This is a genomic window from Deltaproteobacteria bacterium (genome assembly GCA_019308905.1).
GTDB lineage: Bacteria > Desulfobacterota > BSN033 > WVXP01 > WVXP01 > JAFDHF01.
In genome coordinates this window covers 1-14,362 of the sequence record JAFDHF010000036.1, presented here as the reverse complement: position 1 = coordinate 14,362, position 14,362 = coordinate 1, and the positions used below count along the sequence as shown (strand labels likewise).

At 55.0% G+C, this 14,362-nt stretch carries 11 protein-coding genes; 10 read left to right on the top strand and 1 reads right to left on the bottom strand.

The window, feature by feature from the left end:
- Window positions 1-125 precede the first annotated feature (125 nt).
- From JRJ26_12310 to JRJ26_12295, 4 genes are all read left to right on the top strand, one after another.
- The gene (locus JRJ26_12310; protein ID MBW2058268.1) at window positions 126-2,060 is read left to right on the top strand and encodes a phospholipid carrier-dependent glycosyltransferase; all 1,935 of its coding nucleotides are present in this window, start codon (window positions 126-128) and stop codon (window positions 2,058-2,060) included.
- 187 nt (window positions 2,061-2,247) lie between these two features.
- The gene (locus JRJ26_12305) at window positions 2,248-3,630 is read left to right on the top strand and encodes a hypothetical protein (protein MBW2058267.1); all 1,383 of its coding nucleotides are present in this window, start codon (window positions 2,248-2,250) and stop codon (window positions 3,628-3,630) included.
- A complete protein-coding gene (locus JRJ26_12300; protein ID MBW2058266.1) occupies window positions 3,627-4,328 on the top strand; it encodes a hypothetical protein in 702 nt (233 codons plus the stop codon). Before JRJ26_12305 ends, JRJ26_12300 begins: the two co-directional genes overlap by 4 nt.
- Complete coding sequence (locus JRJ26_12295; protein MBW2058265.1) at window positions 4,328-5,914, top strand: VWA domain-containing protein; 1,587 nt, start codon at window positions 4,328-4,330, stop codon at window positions 5,912-5,914. The genes JRJ26_12300 and JRJ26_12295 overlap by 1 nt, the downstream gene beginning before the upstream one ends.
- 18 nt (window positions 5,915-5,932) lie before the next feature.
- Here the strand turns inward: JRJ26_12295 and JRJ26_12290 are convergent, their stop codons facing one another.
- Window positions 5,933-8,434, bottom strand: a complete 2,502-nt coding sequence (locus JRJ26_12290) for a PBP1A family penicillin-binding protein (protein ID MBW2058264.1) — start codon at window positions 8,432-8,434, stop codon at window positions 5,933-5,935.
- A gap of 459 nt (window positions 8,435-8,893) precedes the next feature.
- Between JRJ26_12290 and JRJ26_12285 the strand changes: the two genes are divergently transcribed.
- From JRJ26_12285 to JRJ26_12260, 6 genes are all read left to right on the top strand, one after another.
- Window positions 8,894-9,325, top strand: a complete 432-nt coding sequence (locus JRJ26_12285) for a pilin (GenBank protein MBW2058263.1) — start codon at window positions 8,894-8,896, stop codon at window positions 9,323-9,325.
- A 131-nt stretch (window positions 9,326-9,456) separates the two neighbouring features.
- Window positions 9,457-9,873 (top strand): prepilin-type N-terminal cleavage/methylation domain-containing protein, encoded by a 417-nt coding sequence (locus tag JRJ26_12280; protein ID MBW2058262.1) that lies wholly within the window; start codon window positions 9,457-9,459, stop codon window positions 9,871-9,873.
- A 141-nt stretch (window positions 9,874-10,014) separates the two neighbouring features.
- Window positions 10,015-10,989 (top strand): glycosyltransferase, encoded by a 975-nt coding sequence (locus tag JRJ26_12275; protein ID MBW2058261.1) that lies wholly within the window; start codon window positions 10,015-10,017, stop codon window positions 10,987-10,989.
- Window positions 10,986-12,179, top strand: coding sequence for a glycosyltransferase (locus JRJ26_12270; protein MBW2058260.1), 1,194 nt, complete (start codon window positions 10,986-10,988; stop codon window positions 12,177-12,179). The genes JRJ26_12275 and JRJ26_12270 overlap by 4 nt, the downstream gene beginning before the upstream one ends.
- Complete coding sequence (locus JRJ26_12265; protein ID MBW2058259.1) at window positions 12,176-13,390, top strand: glycosyltransferase family 4 protein; 1,215 nt, start codon at window positions 12,176-12,178, stop codon at window positions 13,388-13,390. The genes JRJ26_12270 and JRJ26_12265 overlap by 4 nt, the downstream gene beginning before the upstream one ends.
- Before the next feature lie 73 nt (window positions 13,391-13,463).
- Window positions 13,464-14,362: oligosaccharide flippase family protein (locus tag JRJ26_12260; protein MBW2058258.1), on the top strand; the 899-nt coding region annotated here is incomplete at its 3' end.

The following is a 14,362-nucleotide window of genomic DNA, read 5'->3' as shown; positions in this document are numbered from 1 at the left end:
CGGGAGCCTCGTGATGTTCGCTTCGCGACGGTTTTTTGGTGAAGAGTAGGTAGGGAATTTGCATAGCTTCCGGTCTGTGCGGTCTTTCGATGAGAAGCCGGGTCCGCACCTGGGAAGAATCGTCCATGATGGAGAGTATCCTAATAACCCTTTCGATCTTCTCGAGCGGCCTCGGATACGGACGCCTGGTCCTCGGGAAGTGGTTTCGAGGGCACCTGTTGATCCGCCTGGGTGTTGGGCTTTGGATCATCGCCCATCTTGTACTTCTTCTGGGAGTCACCTCTCTTCTTTACAGAGTCTGTCTTCTTCTCGTTCTCCTACCCGGCATAGCCTTTTTTTTGTTCTGGATATTCCAAATTCACACGGAGGGTGGGCTTGCCGAGAGGATCAAGCAGACGTTGCCGAGGGGCTGGCTAGAATGGTCCATGGTGATTCCTCCGCTCTGCCTCGTTGTTCTGGCCATGGGTGGTGCCCTCACTCCACCAACTGCCCGAGACAGCCTCGTCTATCACCTCGCCCTGCCCAAACTCTACCTGGAGTCTCACCAGTGGGTGGAAGTACCGCAGAACGTTTACGGATATTTCCCGGGCCTCATGGAAGCCCTCTACACCATCGCCTTGGGACTCGGCAGCCCTTATCCGGCCTTGGTCCATGCCGGCTTCGGCATTGCCTGTCTGGCGGCGACGTTTTTTCTTGGAGGCGTCCTGGGACTCAGACGGGAGATATGCCTCTTGTCTGTCTGTGCCCTGGCGGCCACAGCGACTCTCTGGGCAGAGATGACCTGGGCCTACGTCGATCTCGCCAATGCCTTCTACTGGACACTCGTCGTCCTCTGTTTTCTCCGCTGGCAAAATGACAGGCAGAGACGCTGGCTGCTCCTTCTGGGGTTTTTCATGGGAGCGGCAAACGGATGCAAATATACCAGCCTGATCCTCCTCATGGTTGTCCCTCTAGGCCTGCTGATTGAATTGAGAAAATCGACGTACCAGGGCTGGAACAAGACGATTTCGACGGTAGCCGTGCCACTTGTCACGGCCCTGGTTCTAGCTTTGCCATGGTGGGCGAGAAACCTGGTTCTAACCGGCAACCCCGTCTACCCCTTTTTCTGGGGTCTGTTCCCGTCCTCCTCTCCGGGCTGGGACGCTGAGCGGGCCGGGCTTTATCAGATAATGCTGGCCCAGTACGGCGGCGCACACAAAGGCATACTCGACTATGTGGTTGCGCCGGTACGGGTCTTTTTGGCCGCCAGATTCGACTCCGTCAGCCGATATGACGGCGAGCTGAATGCCTTTTGCCTCCTCGCTTGGCTCCTCCTGCTTGTAAGAAGAGAGAAGAGAGGCAGACCGGGGGAGATCCTTCTCGGATTGAGCCTGGTCTATCTTGCCTACTGGTCGTCGACTTCGCAACAGGCCAGGTTCCTTCTGCCTATTCTGCCCGTCATGGCAGTACTGGGAGGTTTTTTTGTTCAGATCTTCCTGGCGGGGGTTGCAGAAAGAATCACCACCCCGGTCATTACCAGGAGGCGAATCGAAAACCTCGCGGTTTCGTGCATCCTTGTCGCCACTCTGTTCAACGGCCGAGGGATTGTCGCCCTCTGGCACAGGGGGAGATACCTCGATCATCTGCTAGGCAGGGAATCCACCGACAGATACCTCCTCGAGAGGCTCCCATACTATGGGATGTATCGGTACATAAACCGCGAACTCCCAAAACACGCCGTTTTATTGATGGTCAAGACCGGCAATCGCGGCTACTATCTCGAGCGTTCCTATTTTTCCGATGCCGTTTTTGAGGCTTATACGTTCACTGGGATCCTCGCGAATTCAGATTCGGCCGCTGAAGTGGCCAGAACATGCCACCAGAGAGGCTGGACCCATCTGCTCATCAGGCTTCGCTCTTTTCTGGAAGAACAGGGTCCTCTCATGCCCCGGGCCGACCTGGAACGCTTTGGTGCCTTCCTGCGCGGTTACTGCCTTCTGCTCAAGAAGGACCGGGGCTTCTGGCTCTTTATGATAGAGAATGTCCCCGTGGCAGCCGAGAAGCCCGGCCAGATGGAGTAAGAGTAGAATCTCTTGGAAGGCCTTCAACTCGAACCGCCCTGAATCCTCCATCTATGCCGTTCCAGCATACAGGCTGTAAGAATTCCCGATCAAGGACAGAGGAGACACCCGTGTTCGTCTTCTTGATTTCGTCACATCCACATGTTATTTTCAAATGTAGTCTACGGTACACTGGAAGAGGGTTTCGATGAAGGTAAACGGGAAAGGGGAGAGCAACAAAGGGACATCCGTGTCCCAGGGGGACGGTTTCTACCAGAAAAGGGTCAAGGAGATCTATCGCTTCCTCGAGGAAAATCTCTATTTCAATCGGCCTGACATGGAGATCAAGGGGGAAAGATTCAACACCTCTCTTCTTTTTGGGCTTCTCACCGCTCTAGGCAGGGGCAAAGAGCTGATTATCGGAGAACCCGGGGTGGGGAAGACGACCTCTGCCGAGTTTATCGGTTCTCTGGTTTACCAGATACCGGTGGGTGTTATCTGGAGCAGTGAGGTTTCTGGCCATCCAGAGCAGACCGAGGAGAAGATAATCGGGAGGCCGGATCTGGGTAAGTTGAACAAGGGGATCGAGGAGGTGGTATGGAGTCATTTCTCTCAGATTCCTGTCAAGATCGTGGATGAGATCAACCGCCTTCCAGAGACAAAACAGAGCATGATTCTGGACGGGGTGGACAGGGGTAACTGGGAGTACCTCAACGAGATGATCATAAATGAGGAATACTGCCTTTTTGCGACTGCCAATTACCAGGACCAGGGTACCAATACCATCATCCCTCCGATGATCGACAGGTTCGATATCCTCGTGGAGTCCCGTCATCCAGGACCGAATGTCTCCTATCTCGTGGCTGAATGCTGGGACAAGGAGAACATTCTGCGCCATCCGGAGTTGGAAAGGGATTTTGAGGAGGTTTTGAATCGAAAGATTCCATACCATACGAAGCTCTCCGAGGTGGAGGCGGTTTCCAATCGTTTCGGCGAGTTCCTCGAGTCTCGGGTGGGGCTGAAGCTCCTGAGCCAGGAGGAGAGAAGGCTGATCCTGTCTCAGGTTCGTGGCCTCGATTTCAGCACCGATGCCAGCGCGTTTACACGGATGACACTGGCAGAGCTTTCCTTCTGTTATTACCATGGCCAAAAGCGATCGGTTGAAAACTGCGTGGAGGGATGCCATTACAGCGGGTACTTCTGCCACGAGATCAAGAACTGCGCTTCCAACCGGCTCCCCATGTCGATAAGGAGTTACAGTCAGATCCTGGCGTGGTTTCTGGAAGACAGAGAGGTGGGAATCGAGCATGTCAAGGTTGTGATCCCGTATACCCTTGCCCATCGGATCCGGTGGAGGGACGAGTATCTGGCTAGGATGGAGAAGTCGAGGCGAAACGATCCATTCATGCTGTTTTTGGCCAAGGGGGCGGTCAAGGAGATGCTCCGTCGCTACGATGAACAGGGGGATCGAATAAAAGAGGCTCTGGGTGTGGGATTCCGCATTCTTAATGGCGAAGAGCTCGAACCCATAGAGGGTGATCATCCTGTCTACCTGGAGATAATGAAGGATCTTTCCATGGAGCCGTCATGAGGAATCCATTTGAAGAGTTCAAAGACTTTGAACGAAGGAGGAGGGATATCCCTCTCGACCAGATCGTCAAATCGAAAAACGTCACCATGGCTCGAATCATGGAGGGATACGAGAAACTCCTCGAAGAAGAGGTCAAGGAGCTGGTCTGGCTGGTACAGTACAATACGGTCATCAAGGCATATGCTAATGCAGAGAAGAGCATCAAGGGACTGGAATTCAAGCCCGAAGACATCGAGGATTTCTGCTACGAACTGGACAGCAGTGACCGTATTCCTTACATGATCACCGGGCCTGCGGGGATCTACATTGCAGCTCTGTGCAACCATTGTGAGGAGGATGAGGTGGTCCTGAAACTGGAGGACATCAAGACCCAGATCAACCTCCTGGGATACCGGTTACCTGCGGGAAAGAGGCTACTCATCGAAGGAAATGTAGGGGATTTTGCAGGAATCGGGGTGGAAGGGGGCGAACTCATTATCGAGGGGAGCGCCAAGAACTATGCTGGTGCAGGAATGAGAAGTGGGAAGCTCGTCATCACAAAGAATGTGGGGCATCACACCGGGGAATGGATGATGGGTGGAGAGATCCGGGTGGGCGGAAGAATCAGGGGATTGGGAAACATCATGGACGGGAAGATTTACGAGAGAGAGCAACTAATATACCCGAAGGACGGTCGATACTCTCCCAGGAATGGTTGATGGTGGAGAAAGTGAGACCCTCGAAGCAGACTGAAGCTGTTGATCGACTCTGGCAAAAGGTCAGGAGAAAGCATCTCTTCCCGGAGATTCCCAAGCCGAGAGTTGGGCAAATCCATGGCAACGTTGCCATGGAGATGAAGAACAAACAGATCACCCTGAGCGGAGATTTCCTTGACCGCCTGGGTGAGAAGATGGAAACAGAGGAGGTCCTCGAGGCGCTGCTCGATCACGGTGTCGGTCACCATTCTTACTGCCCGTGGGATTTCAAGACCCACCTTACTATTTACGCCGAGGCCAAGAGGGTTGTGGGAGACAAAGACCTGGCAAAACGGGCTGCCGGCTGTTTCATGGATGTGGTAGTGGATACCAACTGTGTGAAAAGGAATGAGACCACTCTTCCCAGACTGTACAGAAACATGGAGAGGGGCCTCCTTGAGGAGGTGATATTTTCCCTTTACGAGAAAATCTGGGGCATCGACCTGGGCTCGCGAGGCGATCCCAAGACCGTGCGGCGGCTCTCGCGAATCCCCTATCTCGACAGAGGGAGATGGCCTGAGAGTGTCCATAGGTTCACCCGTGTTATCAAACAGCTCCTCGAAGAAGAGCAGCGAGAGCAGTCTCAGGAGAAGGGAAAGGAGCGGGAGAACATGATGGGCGGTCACGACCTGTCCAGCTTTTCCCCTGAGGAGGTTGATCAAGGCCTGAGAGACTTCGCAAAGGAGGCCCGTGGGTTGAAGGAATTCAGGGAGGTGGTCGAGGATTTCGAGGGAGAGCTTACGGATCTGGGATACGGGACAGAAGGAGGAATGGGCCGTGGACGGGGAGGGCTCATCGATGCGGATATCCTCTACTACATGAAATTGGCCGAAAACTATTCCATCCCTATCCGGAAGAAGTGCCTGGAGAAACGGGGTTACATGCATCCCCATTCCCACAGCCCGTGGGAGGTGGGAAAGCCCGTTCAGGACATAGACGTATGGACGAGTTTCGGGAAGATCATGCCCGGTATTACCCAGACCTGGAAGAAGCATTGGGGCAAGACGTTCGGTGACCAGGAGAGTACACCGGACTGCATTATTCTGATCGATTCTTCGGGCAGTATGATTAATCCCAGGAAAAACCTCTCTTACGCGGTTTTGGGGGCGGCTTGTGCCACAGATGCCTATCTGAGGAATGGGGCCAGGGTGGGTGCCTACAATTTCAGTGATGCTCCCATGGGTAACCGGATCGTGCTCGACTTCGCCTCTGAGAGGGAGGTTATCTATCGGGTCTTGTGCAAGTATTTTGGCGGTGGAACCGCGCTCAACCTGAAGGATCTCGAGCCGCTCATGAAAGGGGCTCAAAACCCCGACATCTTCTTGATCACCGACATGAAGATCACCAATCTCGGCAAGATCATCACCTACCTTTCGGGGATCAAGAACCGCGTCACCGCTGTGTATATCGGAGAGAGCAACTACGCCCACAGGTTCACCAAAGCCATGGCAGACAAGGGCAATGTGAGCATCTTCAATGTGACCCGAAAGGAGGATATCCCCAAGATCGTCCTCGGAAAGATCAGGGAGTATTTCGGGGGAACCATATGAGGCCGGCTGCGGCCGGGGTTATTGCTGGGCAGAAGAATCGAGATCGAATTTGAAGAAATCCGTTGATTGCCCTGCGGTGGGTTTCTTCGCATAGGCGGTGGGAGCGGTGCCTTCTTTGAAGCACTCAAATATGGCACCGTCCTCGTTTGAGAGAGCGAGGAGGCCGGTTTTCGGATCGATCCTCTTGAAAACAATACCCTGAGGAACGGTGAAATCCTTGATCGGCCTGTCCTTGAGGACCTCCCGCATATAGGCCAGCCAGATCGGACTGGCTGCCCGGGAACCGGTTTCATACTTCCCCATGGAAGCCTCCTCGTCAAAGCCAACCCAGACACCGGCTATGAGAGTAGGGGTGTACCCTATGAACCACGCGTCGTAGAGGCTGTCGGTCGTTCCGGTCTTGCCGGCACAGGGCCTCTTCAAGGCTTTCACCCTCCACCCCGTTCCGTTTTGCACCACGCCTTCTAACAGATTCGTCATGATGTAGGCCGTCTCCGGGCTGATGAGTTGGCGGCTCTTTCTTGATCGATCATCGCCGGTGAAGTCCTCGTCCAGGGCTGCCGCTGTTCCTGGCCGAGAGCGGCCGGATTCGGCAGCTTTCTTCGCTGAGGGACTCCCCTCCCTTTCCGGGTTGTCTTCCTCTCCGGCAGTAATGGGTGGCAGGTTTTGCTCAAGGATTTTCCCGTCACGATCAACGACCTTCCGGATAAAGATAGGCCTGACCTCTCGCCCCTGGTTGGCAAAAACCGCATAGGTCTTTGTCAGATCGATGAGAGAGACCCCCGAAGAACCCAGGGCCATGGAGAGATCCCGGTTGAAAGGGCCTTGGAGATTCAGCCGCTTGGCATAATCGATCAAATAGTCAACACCGAGATCCTGGGCGATCTTTACGGTAATGACGTTTCTCGACTTGGCGAGGGCGTTCCGGAGTGTTGTGGGGCCGTAGAACCTCTCTTCATAGTTCTTGGGCTTCCAGGCGTCGTAATCCTGAGTTGCATCGTAGATGATGGGCGAATCGACAATAATCGTGGCAGGTGTATATCCATGATCTATGGCTGCCGCGTAAACGATCGGTTTGAAGGCGGATCCGGGTTGCCGCCTGGCCTGGATGGCCCTGTTGAACTGGCTCTCTCGGAAGTCCCGCCCCCCCACAAGGGCCACAACATAGCCAGTCTTGATCTCCATGCTGATGAGGGCTCCCTGGACCTTTGGAATTTGTTCCAAGGCAAAACTCAGCATACCTTTATCATCCACCCCCTTGACCCTTACTCTGATCACATCCCCTTTCTTGAGAACGTCGCCAGGTTTCTTGACCCTGACGGTGTTGTACGCGACCTTGGGGTCGGGCTTTCGTGCCCATAACATGTCTTGAAGTGCAAGGCGGCCCTGGTAATGTCCTACCATGACCTCAACGGACTCTGGGGCGAGGCCCGTGACCACCCCCAGGTATTCCTTCGCCTCAGCAGGCGATGAACCCCCGAGCCCCCGTTCAATTCTGTCCAGAAACTCCGGGATCTCGTCTTTTGAAAGGTGCCTCTCGGGTCCTCTATATCCCTGGCGCTTGTCAAGGGCACGGAGCCCCTCGGAGACCGCTCTATCGGCTGCCTTCTGCATATCCACGTTCAAGCTGGTGTAGATCTTGAGCCCCTCTGTATAGAGGGTCCGACGTCCGTACTTCTTTTCCAGGATCTGACGAACGTACTCGGTGAAGTAAGGGGCTACCTCAAGAAAACGGCTTCTCCTCGCCTTGATTTCGAGCTTTGTCGCCAGAGCCTCCTCAGCCGCATCATGGGTGATGTACCCGTCCTCCTCCATCCGTTGCAGCACATAGATCTGCCTCTTCCGCGCATTCTCGGGGTAGTCGTAAGGGGAGTTCTTGGAGGGAGCTCTCGGCAGCCCAGCCAAGACTGCCGCCTCGGCGAGATTGAGGTCGGTCACTTTCTTGCCGAAGTAGTTCTCCGCTGCTGCTTCGACACCGTAGGCCCCATGGCCGAGGTAGATCTGGTTCAAATAGAGATGGAGGATTTCCCTTTTTGAAAGGTATCTTTCGATGCGAGCCGCCAGGATGGCCTCGCGGATCTTTCTCGACCAACTCCGTTCGTTTGAGAGGAGCAGGGATCTGGCGACCTGCTGGGTGATGGTGCTTCCTCCCTGAACGATTTCGCCGGCCTCGATATTCTTGAGGAGCGCCCTGACAATCGCCTGGTAGTCGAGACCCTTGTGTTCGAAAAACCGGGAATCCTCGGCAGCCACAAAAGCGTCGATGAGGAACTGAGGTATCTCGTCGATGGGTACGACGATCCGCCTTTCCTCGAAGAACTCACCTATCACCTCCCCATTGAGGGCATAGACCGTTGATATGATCTTGGGACGGTAATCCTTCAGCGTCTCTATCTGGGGCAAGCCCCGGGCAAAGTACATGTAGACTCCGGAGACGGTGAACACACAGACGGCAACCAGGCCCAGAGCCAGATAGAGCGCCGCAAAAAGAGCCTTTTTCAGCAAGGACCTTTTCTTCATGCGTCGGATCCCGAAAGGATAGACCTTTTATTGTTAAATCTATTCCAACTCCATCTCCTCGTCAAGTTCACTGGCTCCGGCGGCCTGAGAACCTTGCGGGACACGCCGGGGAGGGGAGCTATGCCGTGCAATCGATTGGAGCTCAAGGTGACAAAAATTGTCCTTCTCAATCAATAAATGTTACCTCACCCCGGACCAGAGAAAAAGGGCCTCCCTTGCAAGACAGGGCATGATTACTGAATGACCCAGTGATTCCAATATGTTGCTGGAAGGCCACCGGGTGGGATGAGCCTCTTTTCCCTTGGCACAGATCGTGCACAACCGATCACACAACCGGAAAGGAGATGAAGCGGGCATAAAGGGAAGGGAGGTGAGTTTTTCCAAACAGCGGTGAAATCGGAGTAATCGGTCTTTCCAAAGCAAATGAGGCAAAGGAGGTTTTTGCAGATGCTAAGTCGTATGAAGAACAGAAAAGGTTTCACTCTCATCGAATTGATGATCGTCGTGGCCATCATCGGGATCCTCGCTGCAATCGCGATCCCCATGTATCGGACCCAGCAGATCAAGGCGAAAATGACAGAGGGCACCAGGGCGGTGAGTACGGTGTCATCTGCCATCGGGGACTACTACCAGGACGAGGAGACATGGCCGCCCGCATGCGGAAGTGTTGCGGCGATCAACAACACCCTGGGTGTCGGTGTCAGCACCACACGCTACGTTTCAGCAATGTCCACGAATGCTTCCGGGGTCATCACAGTCACGTTCCAGAATATCGCGAATGATGTGAACGGTAACTCCCTCACCTTGACACCGAGCGTGAATGCCAACGGTTCCATCGACTGGAATTGGGGCAGTGTCGGCCTGCCACAGAAGTACGTACCCAAGGAGTAGCATGTACAACCCTTCTGTTGGTTTAGGCGATTCGTGTAACATCTCAATGTGTAGTGAGTCCGCCTTAGCCGGGGCGGACTCACTATTCGGTTTTTGATTCTATCTCCGGGAATCCTACGATGAGAAAACATTTGACGAGGAATGAAAAGGGTCTGACCTTTATCGAACTTCTCGCGGTAGTCGCGATTGTAGCGATCCTGGCAGCAGTGAGTGTCGTGTCGTACCGCTCCTATATGGTCAGGGCAAGACTCCAGGATGCAAAGGTGGCTCTGGAGACGGTCCGGGCTGAAGAGGAGCAGTACCGAGCTGAATTCGGCCACTACTGTGCTCCCAACAGCCTCAATTTCTTTGGAGGCGCGGCTCAGGTCGATGTGGGCGATTACCGGATTCAGTTCACGAGCCAAAATCAGACGAACTACAGGGTGCAGGCCGATCCGCAGACGGTACGGCAGAGTTTTGCGAGAAACTCAAAGTACGGCGGCTGGATCAGTATCAACCAAAACGGGGATCGGGACCACCAGCCCGGCGGGCAAAACAGGTGGCCGTAGGAGACAGGTCTCTCCTCAGGCCGGCTTGAGAATTACCGGGGTGGATTTCGCTCTCTCCACTTCTCCCTCCCCATGCCGGAGCGGTTCGGCACCGTATTTGCAGATTCCTACCTCAAGAACCCTCTTTGTCGGGAAAAAGAATTGGACATCTCGGTCATTATCCCCATGTACAACGAGGCTGACAACGTCGCCTCGACACTCTCCAGGATCAGCGCCGTCCTGGAAAAGGCCAACAGAACCTATGAGCTCATCCCTGTAGACGACGGGAGTAACGATGAAACCCTCTCAATCGCCCGCGATATGGAGACGAGGGATCCCCACATAAGGGCTGTCTCCTATCCCAACAACATCGGCCGTGGCAAGGCACTCAGGGTGGGATTTGCCGAGGCACGGGGAGAGATAGTCGTATCGATTGATGCTGACCTGAGCTATGACCCTGAATACATCCTGGATCTTGTCCGCGTTCTCGATGAGGAGGATGACGTCGACGTTGTTCTCGCCTCTCCATATATGAAGGGGGGCAGAACCGAAAAGGTTCCACTGGCGAGGCTCCTGGTGAGCCGCGTGGGGAACATGATCCTCAGTTTCTCTCTGCCCGGGAAGTTCAAAACGGTCACCTGCGTATTCCGGGCCTACCGGAAAAGGGTTTTGGACTCCCTGGAGCTTGAATCCACGGGAAAAGAGATCCACCTCGAAATCCTTTCAAAGGTCCTGGCCCTCGGGTATAGGGTAAAGGAGATCCCCGCCACGCTTAGAGGGCGGAGGAAGGGGAAGTCCAAATTCAGGTTCAGGGGCACTGCGATCTCCCACCTGATGTTTTCTGTCCTGCAGAAACCGATGATCATCTTCGGAATCACGGGAATCGGACTTTTGGTCGGCGGCCTCATCATGGGGGGGTATATCGTCTACTTGAAATACGCGGGCAGCCTCAACCCGGTCCGGCCCCTGATGACAATGGTCATCCTCTTCCTGCTCGCTGGAATTCAGCTTCTCTCCTTTGGATTTATCGCGATTCTCATCGGCATATTGAGGAAGGAGATTCTCAAGCTTCAGAGAGGCAACCTCGAGATAAGACACGAGATCAGGAGATCCCCAGCACCCGGCTGTAGAGAATGAACAGGCATGAAAAGAGAGATTCGATCTGTTTCTTGACCAATGCCTATCCAGACCCCGCGAGTCCATATCCCATGTACGGCCGGTTTATCGGAGAACTGGCCGAACAGATCGTCCGGAATGATTTCCGGGTCTCGGTGGTCACGCCTCGCATTTTCCGGCACAGCAAGGCCTGCGAAACCAGGGGACAGGAGCGAATCTACAGGTTCTGGTTCTGGTCTGACAATCGGCTGTTGATCGAACACCGGCGGATCCCGGCAGTAAAAATGGTGACCTATCTCCTTTCGGGAACGCTGCTGGGACTGCGGGTGGTCACGAAGGACCACTGCGGCCTGATACATGCCCACTGGGCTCTCCCTGCAGGATTGATAGCCGTTGTGGTGGGTAGGGTCCTGAGGATCCCGGTTGTCGTTACGGTCCATGGATCGGACGCACGCCTTGCCTTTGAGAAAAAGGGACTCTTGAGGATGCTCTTCGCGTGGACCTTGAAGAGAGCCGATTCCGTGACCGCCGTTAGCCGCAACATCGCCGAGGAGATCAGGGCCCTTGGAATCGTGGAGGACAAGACCATTGTGTTTCCCATGGGGGTCTCAGACAGATTCTTCCGTTCCCGCCCAGCCGGGGCGCTCCTACCCGGGCCGGAAGGCAGGACCGTGATCGTGAGCAACCGGCATCTTCTTCCCCTCTATAATGTGGGTTGCCTGATTGATGCGATACCTCACGTGGTGCATGACTCGAGTGATGTCTTGTTTCTCATTGCCGGCGATGGCCGGGCCAGGCCCGCCCTGGAAGCAAGGGTGGAGCGGAGGGGCCTCGCCCCCTGGGTTCGGTTTCTGGGAGCGGTCGACCACGAGCAGATGCCGGCCCTTTTGGAATCTTCTCACATCTATGTCTCGACCTCTCCGTCCGACGGGACGTCCCTTTCTCTGCTGGAAGCCATGGCCTGCGGGCTATTTCCCGTGGTGACCGACATCCCGGCCAACCGCGAGTGGATAGAAGAGGGCGTCAATGGATTCCTCGTTCCTCCGGACGACGAAATCGCCCTGGCGGAAAGAATAAAGCAAGCAGTCAGGGACGAAGCCATGAGACGAAGAGCGGGGCTGGTGAACATGGAGCTCGCAAGACAGAAGGCGTCGTGGCCGGAGATCTGCAGGATACTCATGCGAACCTACCGACTTCTGGCGGCCATATGAAGATACTCTATCTCACCGTGGAAGACGTGGGCCTTCCCAAGGGGCCGGCGGTCCATGTGCGGGGCATTGTACGGGGCCTCCGTGAAATGGGCTGTAAGGTCACCCTGGTGGCTTCGGGAAGCCCCCTCGGAGAGGACCCGGACGGCTTTGTTCCGCTGAAAACAAGGCGTTGTTCCAACGGGAGGATGGGAGGTGTGTTGAGCATTCTCTCCAGGCTCTTGGACCTGTTGTTTCTCTCGAGCCGCCATCTGGCCTCCCATGATTTGGCCTATGCTCGTGATTACCACGTAGCCTTGGTCTCTCTGCTGCCGAAAATCCTCCTCAGGAGACGCCTGATCTATGAAATCAACGGACTGCCCAGCGAGGAATGGTTGATGAAGAGCCCGAGAGCTCTGGGCCGGGTGGTCGCAGGGGTGATTAAGAGTTGCGAGCGGCTTGCGGCAAAATATTCCGACAGGATCGTTGCCGTCACCGAGGGCCTGAGGCAGCACCTCGTTTGCCGTTTAGGTGTAGATCCCGGTAAGGTCGCCGTGGTTCCCAACGGGGTGGACACCGCGGCCTTCCATCCCATGGACGATCCCGGATCGCTGGAGAGTCTTCGGATGCGGCTCGGATTACCCCGGGAGGCAGCCCTGGTTCTCTTTGTCGGAAATCTCGCTTCCTGGCAGGGAATAGATACCCTGCTCGACAGCATCCCGCTGATCGCAGCCTCTGTTCCCCATGCCAGGTTCTTGATCGTGGGGGACGGGAGGCTCGGGGAAGAACTCCGGAAAAAATCCGGGGCGATGAGTATCTCTGGACTCGTTCTGTTTACGGGGACGGTTCCCCACGAGGAGATTCCGAGGTACATAAATCTTGCCGACGTCTGCGTGGCTCCCTTTGTCAGAAAAAGAAACAGCAGAACCGGGGTATCTCCCCTCAAAATCCATGAGTACATGGCCTGTGGAAAAGCGGTCGTTGCCTCCAGGGTCAAGGGGCTAGACTTTGTCGAAGAGACAGGGGCCGGCCTTCTCGTAGAGCCGGAAGACCCACCCGCGCTTGCCCGGGGAATCGTTGAGCTTCTCCAGGACCCCCAGAGGCGAGCCTCCATGGGGCGAATTGGAGCCGAGCTGGTAGAGCAGAACTTCGATTGGAGCAAGAGGGCTCAGGAGATTTTCCGGACCGCCCTGGAGCAGAATGGGGCCCGTCTTAAGCCACGAACCTTTTCGTAGGGGGAGGGTGGAGGGAGAGTCGCCCAAGTCACATCTCCAAGAGCCGTCTTATCACTAAAAGGGCTGAATCCCAGTGAAGCTTTCAGAAAGAGTAGTCATAGTCCTGATCGGAAAACTCTTGTCTGCCGCGTTCTCCTTCGGGACGAGCGTAGTCCTGGCAAGAATGCTCACAAGGGCCTCCTTCGGAACCTATCAACAGGCGGTCTTGGTTGTTGCCTATGTGACACCTCTGGCGCTCTTCGGGATCGACCAGAGCGTCACCTTCTTCATCCCGCGGCTCCGGGGCAACCGTGAAATCAAGAGCTTCGTCTACCAGACCACGGCGATACTTTTCCTCCTGGGAATTGCCGTGAGTATTCTCCTTCTGTTCTCGGCGGGCTGGATAGGTCGGATTTTCCATAACAGCCATCTGAAATCGGCTCTCACGGTCTTTGGCTTCTACCCGATTTTCGGTTTCCCTTTTGCGATCGTGTCCTTGGTTCTGTATAGTCTGGACAGGCATAAGCTCTCCGCATCTCTGGAGGCAATCTTTTCTTGTGCCCAGTTTCTAGTGATTACCGGCTTGGTCTGGTTCAACTCCGACTTGACCCTGGTACTGTTGGGACTGGTGGTTGTGGCCTGTGGAAGGATTTTGGCTTCAATCCTACTATTGCGCAGATGCCTGGGAAAAGAGGAGGGATGGACCTTCAACGGATCCCTGCTGAGAGACCAGTTGCGTTTTTCCGCTCCCCTCGGATTCTCCAAGGTTCTCCCCATAGTCACGGTCAATCTCGACAAGATCATCATATCTGGTTTCTATGCGGTCAGTCACTTTGCAATTTACGCTGTAGGGGCGATCGAGCTTCCGTTCGTCTCTCTTATCACTTACACGACGGGCAATGTTATCAGTCCGAGATTATCGCGGCTCTTCTACGAGGGCAGGAAGGAAGAGCTGGTTCTGACATGGCATAGAATGGTTCATAAGACGTCCCT

Coding starts and splice junctions, on each gene's coding strand:
- JRJ26_12310 (MBW2058268.1), top strand. CDS start 126: ATGATGGAGAGTATCCTAATAACCCTTTCGATCTTCTCGAGCGGCCTC.
- JRJ26_12305 (MBW2058267.1), top strand. CDS start 2,248: ATGAAGGTAAACGGGAAAGGGGAGAGCAACAAAGGGACATCCGTGTCC.
- JRJ26_12300 (MBW2058266.1), top strand. CDS start 3,627: ATGAGGAATCCATTTGAAGAGTTCAAAGACTTTGAACGAAGGAGGAGG.
- JRJ26_12295 (MBW2058265.1), top strand. CDS start 4,328: ATGGTGGAGAAAGTGAGACCCTCGAAGCAGACTGAAGCTGTTGATCGA.
- JRJ26_12290 (MBW2058264.1), bottom strand. CDS start 8,434: ATGAAGAAAAGGTCCTTGCTGAAAAAGGCTCTTTTTGCGGCGCTCTAT.
- JRJ26_12285 (MBW2058263.1), top strand. CDS start 8,894: ATGAAGAACAGAAAAGGTTTCACTCTCATCGAATTGATGATCGTCGTG.
- JRJ26_12270 (MBW2058260.1), top strand. CDS start 10,986: ATGAACAGGCATGAAAAGAGAGATTCGATCTGTTTCTTGACCAATGCC.
- JRJ26_12265 (MBW2058259.1), top strand. CDS start 12,176: ATGAAGATACTCTATCTCACCGTGGAAGACGTGGGCCTTCCCAAGGGG.